The sequence below is a fragment of the Pseudomonas sp. UBA6562 genome (assembly GCF_002434265.1).
Taxonomy (GTDB): Bacteria; Pseudomonadota; Gammaproteobacteria; order Pseudomonadales; family Pseudomonadaceae; genus Aquipseudomonas.
On sequence record NZ_DJJS01000001.1, the window covers coordinates 344667 to 361294 of the forward strand.

18 protein-coding genes are annotated in these 16628 nt (G+C 61.7%); 6 read left to right on the forward strand and 12 right to left on the reverse strand.

What is annotated here, in order from left to right:
• Positions 1–55: 55 nt before the first annotated feature.
• Entirely contained in the window at positions 56–1555 is a 1500-nt protein-coding gene (glpK, locus tag B4M43_RS01570; RefSeq protein WP_296263473.1) for a glycerol kinase GlpK, read from the reverse strand.
• Positions 1556–1614: 59 nt separating this feature from the next.
• Positions 1615–2460, reverse strand: coding sequence for an MIP/aquaporin family protein (locus B4M43_RS01575; RefSeq protein ID WP_296263475.1), 846 nt, complete (start codon positions 2458–2460; stop codon positions 1615–1617).
• A gap of 288 nt (positions 2461–2748) precedes the next feature.
• Here B4M43_RS01575 and ybaK point away from each other — a divergent pair, with 288 nt between their 5' ends.
• Positions 2749–3219 carry a Cys-tRNA(Pro) deacylase gene (gene ybaK, locus B4M43_RS01580; RefSeq protein WP_296263478.1) on the forward strand — a complete coding sequence of 157 codons (471 nt, stop codon included), beginning with the start codon at positions 2749–2751 and terminating at the stop codon, positions 3217–3219.
• A gap of 51 nt (positions 3220–3270) precedes the next feature.
• Here ybaK and B4M43_RS01585 read toward each other — a convergent pair whose 3' ends face one another.
• Together B4M43_RS01585 and argF are read right to left on the reverse strand one after the other, a co-directional pair.
• Positions 3271–4371, reverse strand: coding sequence for an ABC transporter ATP-binding protein (locus B4M43_RS01585; RefSeq protein WP_296263480.1), 1101 nt, complete (start codon positions 4369–4371; stop codon positions 3271–3273).
• Entirely contained in the window at positions 4368–5288 is a 921-nt protein-coding gene (argF, locus tag B4M43_RS01590; protein WP_296263482.1) for an ornithine carbamoyltransferase, read from the reverse strand. Before argF ends, B4M43_RS01585 begins: the two co-directional genes overlap by 4 nt.
• 264 nt (positions 5289–5552) lie before the next feature.
• On the opposite strand from argF, the gene grxD reads away from it, so the two are divergent.
• Positions 5553–5888, forward strand: coding sequence for a Grx4 family monothiol glutaredoxin (gene grxD / locus B4M43_RS01595; protein WP_296263484.1), 336 nt, complete (start codon positions 5553–5555; stop codon positions 5886–5888).
• Between the two features lie 123 nt (positions 5889–6011).
• On the opposite strand, the gene bfr is transcribed toward grxD, so the two are convergent.
• The gene (gene bfr, locus B4M43_RS01600) at positions 6012–6485 is read right to left on the reverse strand and encodes a bacterioferritin (protein WP_296263486.1); all 474 of its coding nucleotides are present in this window, start codon (positions 6483–6485) and stop codon (positions 6012–6014) included.
• Between the two features lie 199 nt (positions 6486–6684).
• A complete protein-coding gene (locus tag B4M43_RS01605) occupies positions 6685–6906 on the reverse strand; it encodes a bacterioferritin-associated ferredoxin (RefSeq protein WP_296263488.1) in 222 nt (73 codons plus the stop codon).
• 207 nt (positions 6907–7113) lie between these two features.
• Between B4M43_RS01605 and B4M43_RS01610 the strand changes: the two genes are divergently transcribed.
• Complete coding sequence (locus tag B4M43_RS01610) at positions 7114–7716, forward strand: peroxiredoxin (RefSeq protein WP_296263489.1); 603 nt, start codon at positions 7114–7116, stop codon at positions 7714–7716.
• Positions 7717–7784: 68 nt separating this feature from the next.
• Here the strand turns inward: B4M43_RS01610 and rnt are convergent, their stop codons facing one another.
• Together rnt and pyrC are read right to left on the reverse strand one after the other, a co-directional pair.
• Entirely contained in the window at positions 7785–8459 is a 675-nt protein-coding gene (gene rnt / locus B4M43_RS01615) for a ribonuclease T (RefSeq protein WP_296263491.1), read from the reverse strand.
• A complete protein-coding gene (gene pyrC, locus B4M43_RS01620) occupies positions 8456–9502 on the reverse strand; it encodes a dihydroorotase (RefSeq protein WP_296263493.1) in 1047 nt (348 codons plus the stop codon). The genes rnt and pyrC overlap by 4 nt, the downstream gene beginning before the upstream one ends.
• 154 nt (positions 9503–9656) lie before the next feature.
• Between pyrC and B4M43_RS01625 the strand changes: the two genes are divergently transcribed.
• Entirely contained in the window at positions 9657–10688 is a 1032-nt protein-coding gene (locus B4M43_RS01625; RefSeq protein ID WP_296263495.1) for a flagellar protein MotY, read from the forward strand.
• Between the two features lie 100 nt (positions 10689–10788).
• Positions 10789–12006: an argininosuccinate synthase gene (locus tag B4M43_RS01630; RefSeq protein ID WP_296263497.1), complete on the forward strand. Its 1218-nt coding sequence runs from the start codon at positions 10789–10791 to the stop codon at positions 12004–12006.
• 63 nt (positions 12007–12069) lie between these two features.
• Here B4M43_RS01630 and B4M43_RS01635 read toward each other — a convergent pair whose 3' ends face one another.
• Complete coding sequence (locus B4M43_RS01635; RefSeq protein ID WP_296263499.1) at positions 12070–12519, reverse strand: hypothetical protein; 450 nt, start codon at positions 12517–12519, stop codon at positions 12070–12072.
• Between the two features lie 308 nt (positions 12520–12827).
• On the opposite strand from B4M43_RS01635, the gene B4M43_RS01640 reads away from it, so the two are divergent.
• Positions 12828–13451, forward strand: a complete 624-nt coding sequence (locus B4M43_RS01640; RefSeq protein WP_296263501.1) for a response regulator transcription factor — start codon at positions 12828–12830, stop codon at positions 13449–13451.
• A 39-nt stretch (positions 13452–13490) separates the two neighbouring features.
• Here the strand turns inward: B4M43_RS01640 and B4M43_RS01645 are convergent, their stop codons facing one another.
• The 3 genes from B4M43_RS01645 to metG form a co-directional block, all read right to left on the reverse strand.
• Positions 13491–13664, reverse strand: a complete 174-nt coding sequence (locus tag B4M43_RS01645) for a PA3496 family putative envelope integrity protein (protein ID WP_296263502.1) — start codon at positions 13662–13664, stop codon at positions 13491–13493.
• Positions 13665–13769: 105 nt separating this feature from the next.
• Complete coding sequence (nth, locus tag B4M43_RS01650) at positions 13770–14408, reverse strand: endonuclease III (RefSeq protein ID WP_296263504.1); 639 nt, start codon at positions 14406–14408, stop codon at positions 13770–13772.
• A 114-nt stretch (positions 14409–14522) separates the two neighbouring features.
• Positions 14523–16562: a methionine--tRNA ligase gene (gene metG / locus B4M43_RS01655; protein WP_296263506.1), complete on the reverse strand. Its 2040-nt coding sequence runs from the start codon at positions 16560–16562 to the stop codon at positions 14523–14525.
• Positions 16563–16628 lie beyond the last annotated feature (66 nt).

Here is a 16628-nt window from a genome sequence, read left to right on the forward strand (position 1 = left end):
CGCTTGCCGTTGCTCCGGCGCCTCGAGCGGTTCCGGAGCGACGGCACGGTCAGGCTCAGGCGTCGTGGTCTTCCCAATCGCGGGTGCGCGCGATGGCTTTTTTCCAGCCGGCGTAGAGTTTCTCCTTCTGCGCCGTGTCCAGTTGCGGGCTGAACTCGCGCTCGATCACCGCCTTGTTGCGCAACTCGTCCAGGCTGCTCCAGAAGCCGCAGGCCAGGCCCGCCAGGTAGGCTGCGCCCAGGGCAGTGGTCTCGCGCATTTTCGGGCGCTCGACGCAGGTACCGAGGATGTCGGCCTGGAACTGCATGAGGAAGTTGTTGGCCACCGCACCGCCGTCCACCCGCAGCTCGGACAGGCGCTCGCCGCAGTCCTGCTGCATGGCGTCGAGCACGTCGCGGGTCTGGTAGGCGATCGACTCCAGCGCCGCACGAATGATGTGGTCGACCTTCACGCCACGGGTCAGGCCGAACAGTGCGCCGCGGGCGTAAGGGTCCCAGTAGGGCGCACCGAGGCCGGTGAAGGCCGGCACCAGGTACACGCCGTTGCTGTCCTTGACCTTACTGGCGAAGTATTCGGTGTCGAGCGCGTCGTTGACGATCTTCAACTCGTCGCGCAGCCATTGCACGGTCGAACCGCCATTGAACACAGCGCCTTCCAGGGCATAGGCCACTTCGCCGCGAGGGCCGCAGGCGATGGTGGTCAACAGGCCGTGGGACGACTTGACCGCCTTGTTGCCGGTGTTCATCAACAGGAAGCAGCCGGTGCCGTAGGTGTTCTTGGTCTGGCCGGCCTCGACGCACATCTGGCCGAACAGCGCCGACTGCTGGTCGCCAGCGATACCGGCGATGGCGATGCCGCTCTTGGTGTGGCCATAGACTTCGGAGGAAGCGCGCACCTCGGGCAACATCTGCCGGGGAATGCCGAGAATCTCCAGCAGCTTGGCATCCCACTCCAAGGTGTGGATGTTGAACATCAAGGTGCGCGAAGCGTTGGTGTAGTCGGTGACGTGCACCTTGCCGCCAGTGAATTTCCAGATCAGCCAGGTATCGATGGTGCCGAACATCAGCTCGCCGCGCTCGGCGCGTTCGCGCACGCCTTCGACGTTGTCCAGGATCCACTTGAGCTTGGAGCCGGAGAAGTAGGGGTCGATCACCAGGCCCGTGGCTTCGCGGATGTAGTCTTCGTGGCCGTCGCGCTTGAGCTGCGCGCAGATGTCGGTGCTGCGGCGGCATTGCCAGACGATGGCGTTGTACACCGGACGCCCGGTTTCGCGGTCCCAGACCACGGTGGTTTCCCGTTGGTTGGTGATGCCGATGGCCGCCACCTGGGCATGGCTGATGCCGGCCTGGGCCAGGGCTTCGACCATGGTGCCGCTCTGGGTGGCGAAGATTTCCATCGGGTCGTGCTCGACCCAGCCGGCTTGCGGATAGTGCTGGACGAACTCGCGCTGAGCGGTGCCGACGACGTTGGCGTCGCGGTCGAAGATGATCGCGCGCGAGCTGGTGGTGCCCTGGTCGAGGGCGATGATGTACTGCTTATCCTGGGTGTCGGTCATGGTCGTTGGCCTGGAATAGATATGGGACGGTCTTGCGGGTGTGGCCACCCGGCATGACCTCAGGAAGTCTGGGTTTCGGTCTGGGCATTATCGCCGGCCTGGGCGGGCAGCCCAACCGGCAGATGGCGGGCGATCAGCACGCGATACAGCCCTGCACCGACGCAAGCGCCCAGGATGGGGGCGAAAATCGGGATCAGGAAATAGGGCACGTCGCGTGCGCCGGTGAAGGCGATCTCGCCCCAGCCGGCAAAGAAGGTCATCAACTTGGGGCCCAGGTCGCGCGCCGGGTTCATGGCGAAGCCGGTCAACGGGCCCATGGCGCTGCCGATCACGGCGATCAGCAAGCCGATCAGCAGAGGCGCCATGGGGCCACGGGGCAGGCCGTTGTTGTCGTCGGTCAAGGCCATGATCACTGCCATCAGGATCGCGGTGATCACCGCCTCCACCAGGAACGCACCGCCGATCGACAGCGACGGGTGGGGGTAGGTGGAAAACACCGCTGCCAGCTCCAGGCTGGCTTCGCTGCCGCGCACGATGGCATGGGCATTTTCGTAATCGAAAAACAGCGCGCTGTACAAGGTGTATACCAACGCGGCCGCGCAGAAGGCGCCGGCGATTTGGGCGAGGATGTAGAACGCTAGCTTGCGCTTGTCGAAGTCGGCGAACACCGTCAGTGCGACGCTGACCGCAGGGTTCAAATGCGCACCCGAAACACCGGCGGTGAGGTAGATCGCCATGCTCACGCCGACCCCCCAGATGATGCTGACTTCCCATAAGCCCAAGCTGGCGCCGGCGACCTTGAGCGCGGCGACGCAGCCTGTACCGAAGAAGATGAGAAGTGCGGTGCCGAGAAACTCGGCCAAGCATTGAGCGGCCAGGGTAGGCTGGCGTAGTGCAGTCGTCATGTAGGACCTCGTTCTTGTTGTAATGCGCCGTGATGGCTGACAGCAACGCTCGCAACTACCCAAACGCGGGCGGGCAAGCAGAAATGCGCACCAGGAAAGTGCACCTTCTATTCAAAAACGAAAAAATATAGACAAGAAACGCGGATGTCAAAGGTCGAAAGTGAACGTTCGGCCACATTCTGACCAAGCGCAGGGAACGTGACCTTGCGAGCGTCATCGCCTGACTGGCTGCAACTGGTTCCATCCCTTAAAGTGGGCTTCCTCCCCCAATGGCCATCGGAGCTGCGCATGACCCCCGCCCTCGACCTGCTGAACAAAGCCCGTGCCGAGCACCGAGTGCACAGTTACGAGCACGATCCCAAGTCTGCGTCCTATGGTTTGGAGGCGGCGGAAAAGCTGGGTCTCGACCCTCGGCAGGTATTCAAGACCTTGCTGGCCTGCACGGAAAAGCACGAGCTGCTGGTGGCGGTCGTGCCGGTGGTGGGCACCTTGGACCTGAAGGCGTTGGCCCAAGCGGCCGGAGCCAAGAAATGCGAAATGGCCGACCCTGCTGCGGCGCAGCGGGCCACTGGGTATCTGGTGGGAGGGATTAGTCCGCTGGGGCAGAAGAAGCGCCTGCGCACCTTCATCGACACCTCGGCGCAACAGGTGCCGACCGTGCATGTGAGCGCAGGGCGCCGCGGTCTGGAAGTGGAGCTGTCGGCGGCAGTTCTGGCGCAGCATACCCAAGGCAGCTTTGCGCCAATCGGTCGCGCTTGAGAGAACAGATGCGCCTGTCGCCACGAAGGGACAGGCGGACGACCTGGGCGCTTAGCTGTGGCGCCGCACGCCAGCCTGCGCGGGATGCAATTGCGCGGCGACGCTGCCAGGCACGGCGAACAGCACTAGGTGATCGGCGGCTACGCTGATGCCGACCTCATCGCCCAGCGCGTGATCGTCATGGCTTGGGAAGATCGCTTCCAGCTGGCTGCCGGTCGGCAGTTGCAGGCGGTAGAGCGTCGAGGCACCGAGAAAGCTCTTGCCCGTCACCTGAGCGCGCAGGGGACTCTGCGGCGCATGCACGATGTCGTCCGGACGCAGCAGCACATCCACCGGCGTGCCCGCAGTCATGGGGTAGGCGCGGTTGCCGCGCAGCTCGCCCAGCTCGGTGCCCACCGCTTCGTGGCTGTTCATCTGGCCGCGAATGAAATAGCCCTGGCCGACGAAGCTGGCGACGAATGGCGTCTGAGGTTCGTGATAGAGGTTGTAGGGCGTGTCCCATTGCTCCAGGCGGCCTTCCTTGAATACTCCCACCTGATCGCTGACGGCGAAAGCCTCCTCCTGATCGTGGGTGACCAGAATGGCACTGGTACCGCGGCTCTTGAGGATGTCGCGCACTTCATGGCTCAGGCGCCGACGCAGCTCCACGTCGAGGTTGGAGAACGGCTCGTCGAGCAGCAGCAACTGCGGCTCGGGCGCCAGCGCTCTGGCCAGGGCCACGCGTTGCTGCTGGCCGCCGGAAAGCTCATGCGGATAACGCCCACCTAGCCCCGTCAGCTTGACCAGGTCGAGCATTTCCTCGACCACCGCCGGCTGCCGCGGGTGCTTGCCGATGCCGAAGGCGATGTTCTGCGCCACGGTCAGGTGAGGGAAGAGGGCGTAGTCCTGGAACACCATGCCGATCCGGCGTTTTTCCGGAGCCAGGGTGAAACCTGGGCGGGAGATCACTTCGCCCGCCAGCTGGATTTCACCCTCGTGCACCGGCTCGAAGCCGGCGATGGCGCGCAGGGTAGTGGTTTTGCCACACCCGGACGAGCCCAGCAGGCAACCGATGTCGCCGGCATTGAGGTGCAGGTTCAGCGTTTGGACGATGCGTTGATCGCCGTAGCCGCAGGCCAGGTTGCGCAGGTTCAGCAGTAGGGGAGCACTCATGCGTGGTGATAAGCCGGTTCGATGACGAATTCGAGGAGCGCCTTCTGCGCATGCAGGCGGTTCTCAGCCTGGTCCCAGGCGACCGAACGCGGGTCGTCGAGCAAGTCGTGGCTGATTTCCTCGCCACGGTGGGCGGGCAAGCAGTGCATGAACAGGGCATCGGGTGCCGCCAGGTCGAGCAGATCGCGGGTGACCTGGTACGGCGCGAAGTGCGCCAGGCGACGTGCAGTTTCCTCTTCCTGGCCCATCGAAGTCCAGACGTCGGTGGTCACCAGTTGCGCACCACTGACCGCTGCCTTGGGGTCGCGCACGATCTGCACCTGCTCGCCACCCAGGGCCAGGAAGCGTGGATCGGGTTCGTAGCCTTCGGGGCAGGCGATGCGCAGCTGGAAACCGAACTGCACGGCCGCTTCGATGTAGGAGTTGCACATGTTGAAACCGTCGCCCACCCAGGCCACGGTCTTGCCCTGGATCGAGCCACGGTGCTCGAGGAAGGTCTGCATGTCGGCCAGCAACTGGCAAGGATGCGACTCTTCGGACAAGCCGTTGATCACCGGTACCCGCGAGTGCTCGACGAACTCGGTGAGGGTGGTGTGGGCATGGGTACGGATCATGATCGCATCGACCATGCGCGAGAGCACCTTGGCACTGTCGGCGATCGGCTCGCCGCGGCCGAGTTGGGTATCGCGTGGCGAAAGGAAGATCGCCTGGCCGCCCAGTTGGATCATGCCGGCCTCGAACGAGACTCGGGTACGCGTCGAGGATTTTTCGAAGATCATCCCCAGTACGCGGTTCTTCAGCGGCTCGAACACCACGCCGCGGTTACGCAGGTCTTTTAGCTCGATGCCGCGACGGACCACGCCGAGCAATTCGTCAGCGGTGAAGTCCATCAGGGAGAGAAAGTGCCTAGCGCTCATGATTGAATACCTTAATTGCAACGTTCGGCAGGCGTGCCGTCGTTTTTTTCGACAACGGCCAAAACCTGCGGCGTAAGCCGCACGGGGCGGACAGAAAAAGGGGAGGACGCAATACTATAATTAAATGTCGCTCGAAACCAAGGGGCGCACAGCTGCGCCTTTGGTTAAGGCGTGTGTCGGACCGGCCGAGCAGGGTCGTCGGCTTTCCGATACAATGCGGCACCGTGCCGACGAATCTGTCGGAAAGTTCAGCAGAGGTGCTTCATGGATATCATCGAAACAATCAAAGAGCAGATCGCCAACAACACCATTCTGCTTTATATGAAAGGCTCGCCCAACGCCCCGCAATGCGGCTTTTCGGCGAAGGCTTCGCAAGCCGTGATGGGCTGTGGTGAAAAGTTCGCCTACGTCGACATCCTGCAGAACCCGGAAATCCGCGCCAACCTGCCCAAGTACGCCAACTGGCCGACCTTCCCGCAACTGTGGGTTAGCGGTGAGCTGGTCGGCGGCAGCGATATCGTCATGGAAATGTTCGACAACGGCGAGCTGCAAACCCTGATCAAGGACGCCGCTGCCAAGGCCAAGTCCGCCGAGGCCTGAGTCTGTCGAAGCCTGTGGGCCGGCGCCAAGTCGGCCTTCCAGTGCAAAGGGCTCGTCCTACGAAAAAGCCCCGCTACTCGTCGAAGTAGCGGGGCTTTTTTCATTGGCGGTGCGCGTGGGCGTTTACTCTTCGCCCATCTGCGACTGCAGGTAGTTCTCGATGCTGATCTTGTCGATCAGGCCCAACTGGGTTTCCAGCCAGTCGATCTGCTCCTCCTTGGATTCGAGAATGTCTTCGAGCATTTCACGGCTGCCGAAGTCGCCCGAGGTCTCGCAGTGTGCGATGGCACCTTTGAGCTCGGCCAACCCGCGCCGCTCGAGCACCAGGTCGCACTCGATCATTTCCTTGGCATGCTCGCCGATCAGCAGCTTGCCCAGGTCCTGCACGTTGGGAATGCCTTCCAGGAACAGGATGCGCTTGATCAATTTGTCGGCATGTTTCATGGCGTCGATCGACCCTTTGTATTCGTGCTTGCCGATGGCATTGAGGCCCCAATCTTCGTACATGCGGGCATGCAGGAAGTACTGGTTGATGGCGACCAGCTCGTTTCCGAGGACCTTATTGAGATGCTGGATGACGCTGATGTCGCCTTTCATGTCTGAATGCCTGCCATAGGAAGTGTGCCAATGCTGCAAGTTTGAGCGTGGCTAAGCAGGCTGTCAAACCTAAGTATTTGAATACTAAGTGAAAATTAATAGGAATAAGAATGTTTGTGAACCGCGTTGGTGGCCTAACTTATTGAATTGCAGGCATAAAAAAGCCGGACCTGAGGTCCGGCTTCTGAAAAAGGGGGTGTCACGCTGCAGTGAATTCGACCGGGTAGGCGAGGGTCGTCTGCTGGCTGACCTGCAATTCGGTCAGGGTTTCTCGAACCACCTGTTTGGCCAAGCAGGCGCATTTACCGCACTGCGTACCCACTTGCGTGGCTTCGCGGACTTCCCGGTAACTGCAGCATCCTTCGTAGATCGCTTCGCGGATCTGTCCATCGGTGACGCCGACACAAAGACACACATACATGGGGCTGACCATCGCTGGGTGATTCGATGGCTTGGAGCTTAATGGTAATGATAATGCTTGTCAAAACGCCAAGGCGCTTGATTCCAGCCGCGCGACCGGCGGTAGATTCGGCCTGTTCCTGCAAGGCGTGTATGATGGTCGGCCTTGTGTGATGCCAGAGGACAGGTTCCTCCGGCCCTTCATCATTCCACCATCAGGAGATAAAGAATGAGCGTACTCGTAGGCAAGCAAGCCCCTGACTTCACCGTTCCTGCCGTGCTGGGCAGCGGCGAGATCGTCGACAGCTTCAACCTGGCGTCGGCCATCAAGGGCAAGTACGGCCTGGTGTTCTTCTACCCGTTGGACTTCACCTTCGTCTGCCCGTCCGAGCTGATCGCCCTGGACAACCGCATTCCTGACTTCGTCGCTCGCGGCGTGGAAGTGATCGGCGTGTCCATCGACTCGCACTTCACCCACAACGCCTGGCGTAACACCCCGGTCAACAACGGCGGCATCGGTCCGGTCAAGTACACCCTGGCCGCCGACATGACCCACGAAATCTGCAAGGCCTACGACGTCGAGTCCGAAGGCGGCGTAGCCTTCCGTGGCGCGTTCCTGATCGACACCAACGGTGTGGTCCGTTCGCAGATCATCAACGACCTGCCGCTGGGTCGTAACATGGATGAGCTGCTGCGTCTGGTCGATGCCCTGCAATTCCACGAAGAGCACGGCGAAGTGTGCCCGGCCAACTGGAAAAAAGGCGACAAAGGCATGAACGCTTCGCCGGAAGGCGTCGCTGCCTACCTGAGCGAGAACGCTGGCAAGCTGTAAGGCTACGCCAGGTACGAAAAAACCGGCCGCGATGGCCGGTTTTTTCATGGTTGCGATTCAGCGACGGATCAGTCGTTGAAGTCGCGCCAGCCGCCCATGTCTTTCCAGCGGTTGACGATGGCGCAGAACAGTTCAGCGGTCTTCTCGGTGTCGTAACGCGCCGAATGCGCTTCGCGCCCATCGAAATCGATGTCGGCGCTCTGGCAGGCACGGGCCAGCACGGTCTGCCCGTACGCCAGGCCCGCCAATGTGGCGGTGTCGAAGCTGGAGAAGGGGTGGAAGGGATTGCGCTTCAGGTCGTTGCGCGCAACGGCGGCGTTGAGAAAGCCCAGGTCGAAGCTGCTGTTGTGCCCGACCAGGATCGCCCGCTTGCAACCATTGGCTTTGAGCGCCTTGCGGATGCCGCGGAAGATGTCGGTCAGGGCCACGTCTTCGTTGACCGCCATGCGCAGCGGATGGTCGAGCTTGATGCCGGTGAATTCCAGCGCGGCCTGTTCGACGTTGGCGCCTTCGAACGGCTCTACCCGATAGAAGTAGGTGTGCTCGGGAAACAGAAACCCTTTATCGTCCATGCCGATGGTCACGGCGGCGATTTCCAGCAGGGCGTCGGTGGCGCTGTTGAAACCGCCGGTTTCCACATCCACCACCACGGGCAGGTAGCCACGGAAACGCTCGGCCATCGGGTGGCGCGAGCCTGGGCTGCCAGCTGCGTCCTGCTCGTCTTCGTAATGTTCGTCGGTCACGCTTGATTCTCCAGCAAACGCCAGCGCAGGGCTTCACCTGCGCGCAGCGGAACTACGGTCTGCTCGCCGAAGGGCAGGCTGGCCGGAGCCGTCCATTCTTCGCGTACCAGGGTGATGCGATCGGTGTTGGCCGGCAGGCCATAGAAGGCCGGGCCGTGCAGGCTGGCGAAGCCTTCGAGCTTGTCCAGCGCACCGCGCGATTCGAAGGCCTCGGCATACAGCTCGATGGCGGCGAAGGCGGTATAGCATCCGGCGCAGCCGCAGGCGTTTTCCTTGGCATGGCGTGCATGGGGCGCCGAATCGGTGCCCAGGAAGAACTTCGCGCTGCCGCTGGTGGCCGCATCGAGCAGCGCCACCTGGTGCGTGTTGCGCTTGAGGATCGGCAGGCAGTAGAAGTGCGGACGGATGCCGCCAACCAGCATGTGGTTGCGGTTGTACAGCAGATGCTGCGGGGTGATGGTCGCCCCGACGTTGGCCGACGCCTCGCTGACGAACTGCGCGGCATCGCCTGTGGTGATGTGCTCGAACACCACTTTCAAGTCAGGGAAGCGCTCGACCAGGCGCCGCATGTGCTCGTCGATGAAGCGCTTTTCACGGTCGAACACGTCGATCTCGGGACGTGTCACTTCGCCGTGCACCAGCAGCGGCAGGCCGGTCTCGGCCAGCGCTTCGATGGCGGGGAAGATCTTGTCGATGCTGGTCACACCCGAATCGGAATTGGTCGTCGCCCCGGCAGGGTAGAGCTTGGCGGCATAGACGATGCCGCTGGCCTTGGCTGCCAGGATGTCCTCACGACGGGTGCGGTCGGTGAGGTACAGCACCATCAGCGGTTCGAAGCGGCTGCCCGCCGGGCGCGCGGCGAGGATGCGCTCGCGGTAGGCGCCTGCTTCGTCGGCGCTGCGGACCGGAGGCACCAGGTTGGGCATGATGATGGCGCGGGCGAAGGTGCGTGCCACATCCGCGACGGTGTGCTGCAGCACCGCTCCGTCGCGCAGGTGGATGTGCCAGTCGTCGGGGCGCAGGAGGGTCAGGCGATCGGACATTGAGGATTCCAGGCGGGTCGAACTCAGGGCGCCCATGCTACCGGAAAACCGCCGTTCGAGCATCAGCGCAGCCAGGGTCGGGTGGCCACTATCAAGTTTTGTCGGGTGCGTCCGATAGCCTGCAGGTATGCCGCAACGATTCATGGAGCCGCCCGTGCGCCAGCGTTACCTGATCCTGTTTACCCTGTTCGCTACTTTGCCGGCGGGCGCCGTGACCTTGCAAAGCCGCCTTGAAGACGCGGCCTGGAAGGTCGAGGGCGATCAGTTCGAATGTCGTCTGATCCAGCCCATCAAGGGGTTCGGCAGCGGTGAGTTCACCCGCCGCGCCGGCGAACAGCCGACCTTCGGCCTGCGCTCGGACAGCCACCTGCTCGGCACTGGCAGCGCCACGCTGTCGGCCGCCGCCGCGCCCTGGCAGCCCGGGCGCGGCGACATCGGCCTGGGTAGCGTGCGCCTGGGCGCCGGTGGCGTGTTGTTCAGCTCGACCCAAGCCCAGGCCAGCCGCGTGATCAGCGGGTTGCTCGACGGGCGCAGCGCGGTGGTACGCAAGGCTTCGGGCGAGGGCGGTCAACCGATCGAAGTGCGGGTTTTGCCGGTGAACTTCAGCAAGGGCTTCGAAGATTACCTGGCCTGTGCTGGCAAGCTGCTGCCGATGAATTACGACCAGGTGCGCCAGACCCAGGTCGGCTTCCCCGGCGCGGGCGTCGAGCTGGACGCCGCCGCCCGTGCGCGCCTGGACCTGATCCTCGCCTACCTCAAGGCCGATCCGACGGTGAACCACATCGAGCTGGACGGCCACTCCGACAACAGCGGCAACCGCCTGACCAACCGCGACACTTCACGGCGACGCGCGCTGGCGGTGGCCGACTACCTGGTGAGCCAGGGCGTGCCCATGGAGCAGATCGTGGTGCGCTTCCATGGCGAGCGGTATCCGCTGGCCAAGAACAACAGCGCCGCCAATCGCGCGCGCAACCGCCGCGTGAGCATTCAGCTCGATCGTGTCGCACCTGCGGCCAAGCCTGCCGCCAAATCTGCAGAGAGCGTTTCGCCGAATCCGGCACAGGCGCCGGCAAGCGGCAGCGCACCGGTAACGCCTGGCAGCACCCCATCCACTACGTCGTCCGCCCCCGCGCCGGCCGCCGCCAAGGGCCCCGTGCAGGGTGCCGCGAAAGCAGCCGGCACCTGAGGTCCTGTCGCTTTGCCGTCACAAGCTGTCGCGCCCCTGTAAATCTGCGCGCAAGGCCGGTAGAATCCGAGGCTTTCCGTACAACCCGTGGAGTGATGGCATGGCGGACGTAAAAAAGGTCGTACTGGCGTATTCCGGCGGCCTTGATACTTCGGTGATTCTCAAGTGGCTGCAAGATACCTACGACTGCGAAGTGGTGACGTTCACCGCTGACCTGGGGCAGGGCGAAGAGGTCGAACCGGCCCGCGCCAAGGCCCAGGCGATGGGCGTCAAAGAAATCTACATCGACGACCTTCGCGAAGAATTCGTGCGCGACTTCGTCTTCCCGATGTTCCGCGCCAACACCGTATACGAAGGCGAGTACCTGCTGGGTACTTCCATCGCTCGCCCGCTGATCGCCAAGCGCCTGATCGAAATCGCCAACGAAACCGGCGCCGACGCCATTTCCCACGGCGCCACCGGCAAAGGCAACGACCAGGTGCGCTTCGAGCTGGGTGCCTACGCGCTCAAACCGGGCGTCAAAGTCATCGCCCCATGGCGTGAATGGGACCTGCTCTCGCGCGAAAAACTGATGGACTACGCCGAGAAGCACGCCATCCCGATCGAGCGCCACGGCAAGAAGAAATCGCCGTACTCGATGGACGCCAACCTGCTGCACATCTCTTATGAAGGCGGCGTTCTGGAAGACACCTGGACCGAGCACGAAGAAGACATGTGGCGCTGGAGCGTCTCTCCGGAGAACGCGCCGGACCAGGCCACCTACCTGGAACTGACCTACCGCAATGGCGACATCGTCGCCATCGACGGCGTCGAGAAGAGCCCAGCCACCGTGTTGGCCGAGCTCAACAAGATCGGCGGCGCGAACGGCATCGGTCGTCTGGACATCGTGGAGAACCGTTACGTGGGCATGAAGTCCCGTGGTTGCTACGAAACCCCAGGCGGCACCATCATGCTGCGCGCCCACCGCGCCATCGAGTCGATCACCCTCGACCGTGAAGTGGCCCACCTCAAAGACGAGCTGATGCCCAAGTATGCCAGCCTGATCTACACCGGCTACTGGTGGAGCCCGGAGCGCGTCATGCTGCAGCAGATGATCGACGCCTCGCAGATGAACGTGAACGGTGTCGTGCGCCTCAAGCTGTACAAAGGCAACGTGACCGTGGTCGGCCGCAAGTCCGATGACTCGCTGTTCGATGCCAACATCGCGACCTTCGAAGAGGACGGCGGCGCCTACAATCAGGCCGACGCCGCAGGCTTCATCAAGCTCAATGCCCTGCGCATGCGCATTGCCGCGAATAAGGGTCGCTCGCTGCTCTGAGTCGTCGCTGTTGTGCAAGAACCCCAGCCGATGGCTGGGGTTTTTTTTGCCCTTCGCTTCACCTCAATAGCCGGACGGGACCATGTTCGGGCTAAGTACCAAGCAGACACGCCTGCGCTTTTCGAGATCATAGATGACCCAGGCGCGTTCCTGGTCCAGTTCCTGAACCATGGCTTTGAGTAAGCGCTGCTCGATTTCTCGTTGGGTGTCGGTGCCCGATAGCGCCAGGGTCAACGGCGGCTCGACTGGCGCGAAGGACAGGATGCCCGGCGCCATGGCGACGACTGTAGGCGAAGTGGGCCGGGGAGCAGGTTTCCACAGCGAGCGGTAGTTGAAGTTGAGGGTGAGGAAGAACAGCACGGTCAGGAAGAAAGGGAATCCGACCAGGAACCAGGTATAGATGTATTGGCTTTCGCGGCTCAGGAACGGCAGCGACGCCAGCGCCGAGGCTTCGATGATTCCAGCGAAGATGGCGATGATGGACAGTGGGCTGATGGGATCTGTCTTGTTCATGGCGGCGGTGTCTGCAAGGGCTTTTAAGCTATCTACGCTTGCCCGGCACGGATTGACACCTGGGCGACTTCCCTATGTTCGTGTCAAGCAGACCCTTCGCGACATTTGGGTACCCTTGGGTCTTGCCGTTGTACAAGCCTGTTGTGCCAACCAATAGTGTTTAAATTTCTAACAAAATGTAGGAATTTTCCTTACTTGCTGTAGGCCTGATCCTGGCGGTCATTACTGGCCGGACAGCATGGATTCCTGGAGTTAGTCTTGCTCGTTATTGCGCTTCTCTAATTCAACAACGAGTAGATGGATATCGCATGAACAAAGTGCTGATCGTGGACGATCACCCGGTCATTCGTCTGGCCGTACGCATGTTGATGGAGCGGCATGGGTACGACGTCGTCGCAGAAACCGACAATGGGGTCGATGCGCTGCAACTCACCCGGGACCTGCTGCCCGACATCGTCATTCTCGATATCGGTATTCCCAAGCTCGACGGGCTCGAGGTCATCGCCCGAATGAAGGCCTTGAGCCCTGAGAGCAAGGTGCTGGTGCTGACCTCGCAATCGCCTGGGCATTTCTCCATGCGTTGCATGCAGGCAGGAGCTGCCGGCTACGTCTGCAAGCAACAGGAACTGACGGAGTTGTTGAGCGCGATCAAGGCGGTTTTGTCGGGTTACAGCTACTTCCCCAACCAGGCCATTCACACTACGCGTAGTCCCGGAGGCGGCAGCGAATCGGAGATGGTCCAGCGACTGTCCAGTCGCGAGATGATGGTATTGCAACAGTTGGCTAAAGGCCGATCCAACAAAGAGATTGCCGACAGCATGTTTCTCAGCAACAAGACGGTAAGCACCTACAAGAGCCGCCTATTGTTCAAGCTCAATGCTCGCTCGTTGGTCGATCTGATCGAGCTTGCCCAGCGCCATAGCCTGGTCTGATCGAAACGCCAAGGGCGGCCTGGGCAGGGTCGACGACCGTCAAAAGTCGTAGTCGAAGTCCGTAAGCTGCCGCTGCAATCGCCGCTCTTCGAGCAGGTTGTCGATGGTCCGGCGTCTGCTCAGATTGATTTTCGCTTGCTCGATGGGAGCAGGCGCTTCCTCTTCGGCGGTGAAGTCGTCATCGAGCAGGTCGTCGTCTTTATCGGTACTCATCCATCACTCCACGGCATAAGGGGCCAATGGCCGTCCTTATAGCGAGAATGCGGAGTGCGGTAAAAAAGATTTTTTCAATCAACAGCGCAGGTAGTTTCTATTGCTTCAATCGTCAGAGCTTTTGTGCTTGTACTCGCACAGGTCCTCGATTCGACAGCTACCGCAACGCGGCTTGCGCGCCTGGCACACGTAGCGGCCGTGCAGGATCAGCCAGTGATGGGCATCGAGCAGATAGGCCTTGGGCACGAACTTGACCAGCTTCTGTTCAACTTCCACTACGTTCTTTCCCGGCGCAATACCGGTGCGGTTGCTGACCCGAAAAATATGCGTGTCCACCGCCATGGCTGGCTGGCGAAAGGCCGTGTTCAGCACCACGTTGGCCGTTTTACGACCCACGCCTGGTAGCGCCTCCAAGGCCTCGCGGGTTTCAGGCACCTGACTGCCATGCCGTTCGACCAGCAGGCGGCAGGTCTCTATCACGTTCTTGGCCTTGCTGTTGTACAAGCCAATGGTCTTGATGTACTGGCTCAAGCCCTCTACGCCCAAGGCGTGGATCGCTTCAGGCGTATTGGCGACTGGGTAAAGGCGAGCGGTCGCCTTGTTGACGCCCACATCGGTCGACTGCGCCGACAGGATCACGGCAATCAGCAACTCGAACGGCGTGGTGTAGGCCAGTTCGGTTTTGGGTTCGGGGTTGTCTTCATGCAGCCTGCGAAAGATTTCCAGGCGTTTGGTCGCGTTCATGGTTCCGTCGATGGCGTGGCGATGTCCGTGTCGGGCGCGCAAGCCGGCGGACGTCGTATTGAACGATGAGGGTACTGGCCAGGCGTTCGCGCCGTGACCAGTACCGGCCAAGAGTCACTTGATGCGTTGGCCTGGTTTGGCGCCGCTGTCAGGGCTGAGCAGATAGATTTCCGTGCCACCAGGGCCTGCGGCCATGACCATGCCTTCGGACACGCCGAAGCGCATTTTCCGCGGTTTGAGATTGGCGACCATCATGGTCAGCCGGCCTTCGAGCTGGCTTGGGTCCGGATAGGCGGACTTGATCCCGGAAAACACGTTACGTTGCTCGTCACCGATATCCAGGGTCAGACGCAATAGCTTGTCGGCGCCTTCGACCGCCTCGGCCTTGACGATCAGCGCGACGCGCAGGTCTACCGCATCGAAAGTATCGAATTCGATCTGCGCGGCCAGCGGGTCTTTCTTCAGCTCGCCGTTGCCGGTCGCGGCTTCGGCGTTGGCGGCAGCCAGGTCTTCCTGGCTGGCCGCGACCATCGCCTCGACCTTGGTCGGCTCGATACGGCTCATCAAGGGCTTGAAGACATTGAGCTGGTGGTTTTCCAGGCGCGAGCCCAGATCGTTCCAGCGCAGCGGCGGCACATTGAGGAAGGCTTCAGCGTCGGCGGCCAGCAGCGGCAACACCGGCTTGAGGAAGATCACCAGTTGGCGGAACAGATTGATGCCCTGCGCACAAATGGCTTGGACTTCAGCCTGCTTGCCTTCCTGCTTGGCCAGCGCCCAAGGTGCCTGCTCGGCGATCCAGGCATTGGCGCGGTCGGCCAGTGCCATGATTTCGCGCATGGCACGGGCGAAATCGCGGTGTTCGTAGGCCTCGGTGATCGACGCCGTGGCGTTGGCGAACGCCTCGGTCAGCGCCGGTGCGGCATCGCCGGCCACCAGCATGCCGTCGTTGCCCTTGTGGATGAAGCCTGCACAGCGGCTGGCGATGTTGACCACCTTGCCCACCAGGTCGGAGTTGACCTTCTGCACGAAGTCTTCGAGGTTCAAATCGAGGTCGTCCACCCCGCGGCCCAGCTTGGCCGCGTAGTAATAACGCAGGTATTCGGGGGCCAGGTGGTCCAGGTAGGTGCGGGCCTTGATGAAGGTGCCGCGCGATTTGGACATCTTCGCCCCGTTGACCGTCAGGTAGCCGTGCACGTTGACCGCCGTCGGCTTGCGCAGGCCGGCGCCTTCGAGCATGGCGGGCCAGAACAGGGCGTGGAAATTGACGATGTCCTTGCCGATGAAGTGGTACAGCTCGGCCGTGGAATCGGCGCCCCAGAACGCATCGAAATCGAGCTCCGGGCGGCGCGCGCAGAGGTTCTTGAAACTGGCCATGTAGCCGATCGGCGCATCCAGCCAGACATAGAAGAACTTGCCGGGCTCGCCTGGAATCTCGAAGCCGAAATACGGCGCGTCGCGGGAAATGTCCCATTCCTGCAGGCCGGCATCGAGCCATTCGGACAGCTTGTTGGCGACCGCATCCTGCAAGGTGCCGCTGCGCGTCCATTGCTCGAGCATCGACTGGAAGTCGGGCAGCTTGAAGAAGAAGTGTTGGGAGTCGCGCAGTTCGGGCGTGGCGCCGGAAATGGCCGACTTCGGGTTTTTCAGTTCGGTAGGCGCATAAGTGGCGCCGCACTTTTCGCAGTTGTCGCCGTACTGGTCGTCGGCAGCGCATTTGGGGCAGGTGCCCTTGATGAACCGGTCGGCGAGGAACATGCCTTTTTCAGGGTCGAAATACTGCGTGACCGAGCGCGTGGCGATGTGTCCGGCGTTTTTCAGGCGGGTATAGACCCAGGCCGAAAGTTCACGGTTCTCTTCGCAATGCGTGGAATGGAAGTTGTCGAAATCGACCAGAAAATCGGCGAAGTCGCCACTGTGCTCGGCCTGGACATTGGCGATCAGTTGCTCGGGCGTAATGCCTTCCTTCTCGGCGCGCAACATGATGGCCGAACCGTGCGCGTCGTCGGCGCAGACATAGATGCACTGGTTGCCGCGCATCTTCTGGAAGCGCACCCACATGTCCGTCTGGATGTACTCGAGCATATGGCCAAGGTGGATCGAACCGTTGGCATATGGCAAGGCGCTGGTGACTAGGATCTGACGTGGCTCGGACATGGTGGCTCGGCTACTTATCTGCTTTGAATGACGAAAAGTTGATCGGCCACTATAAAGTGCCAGGCG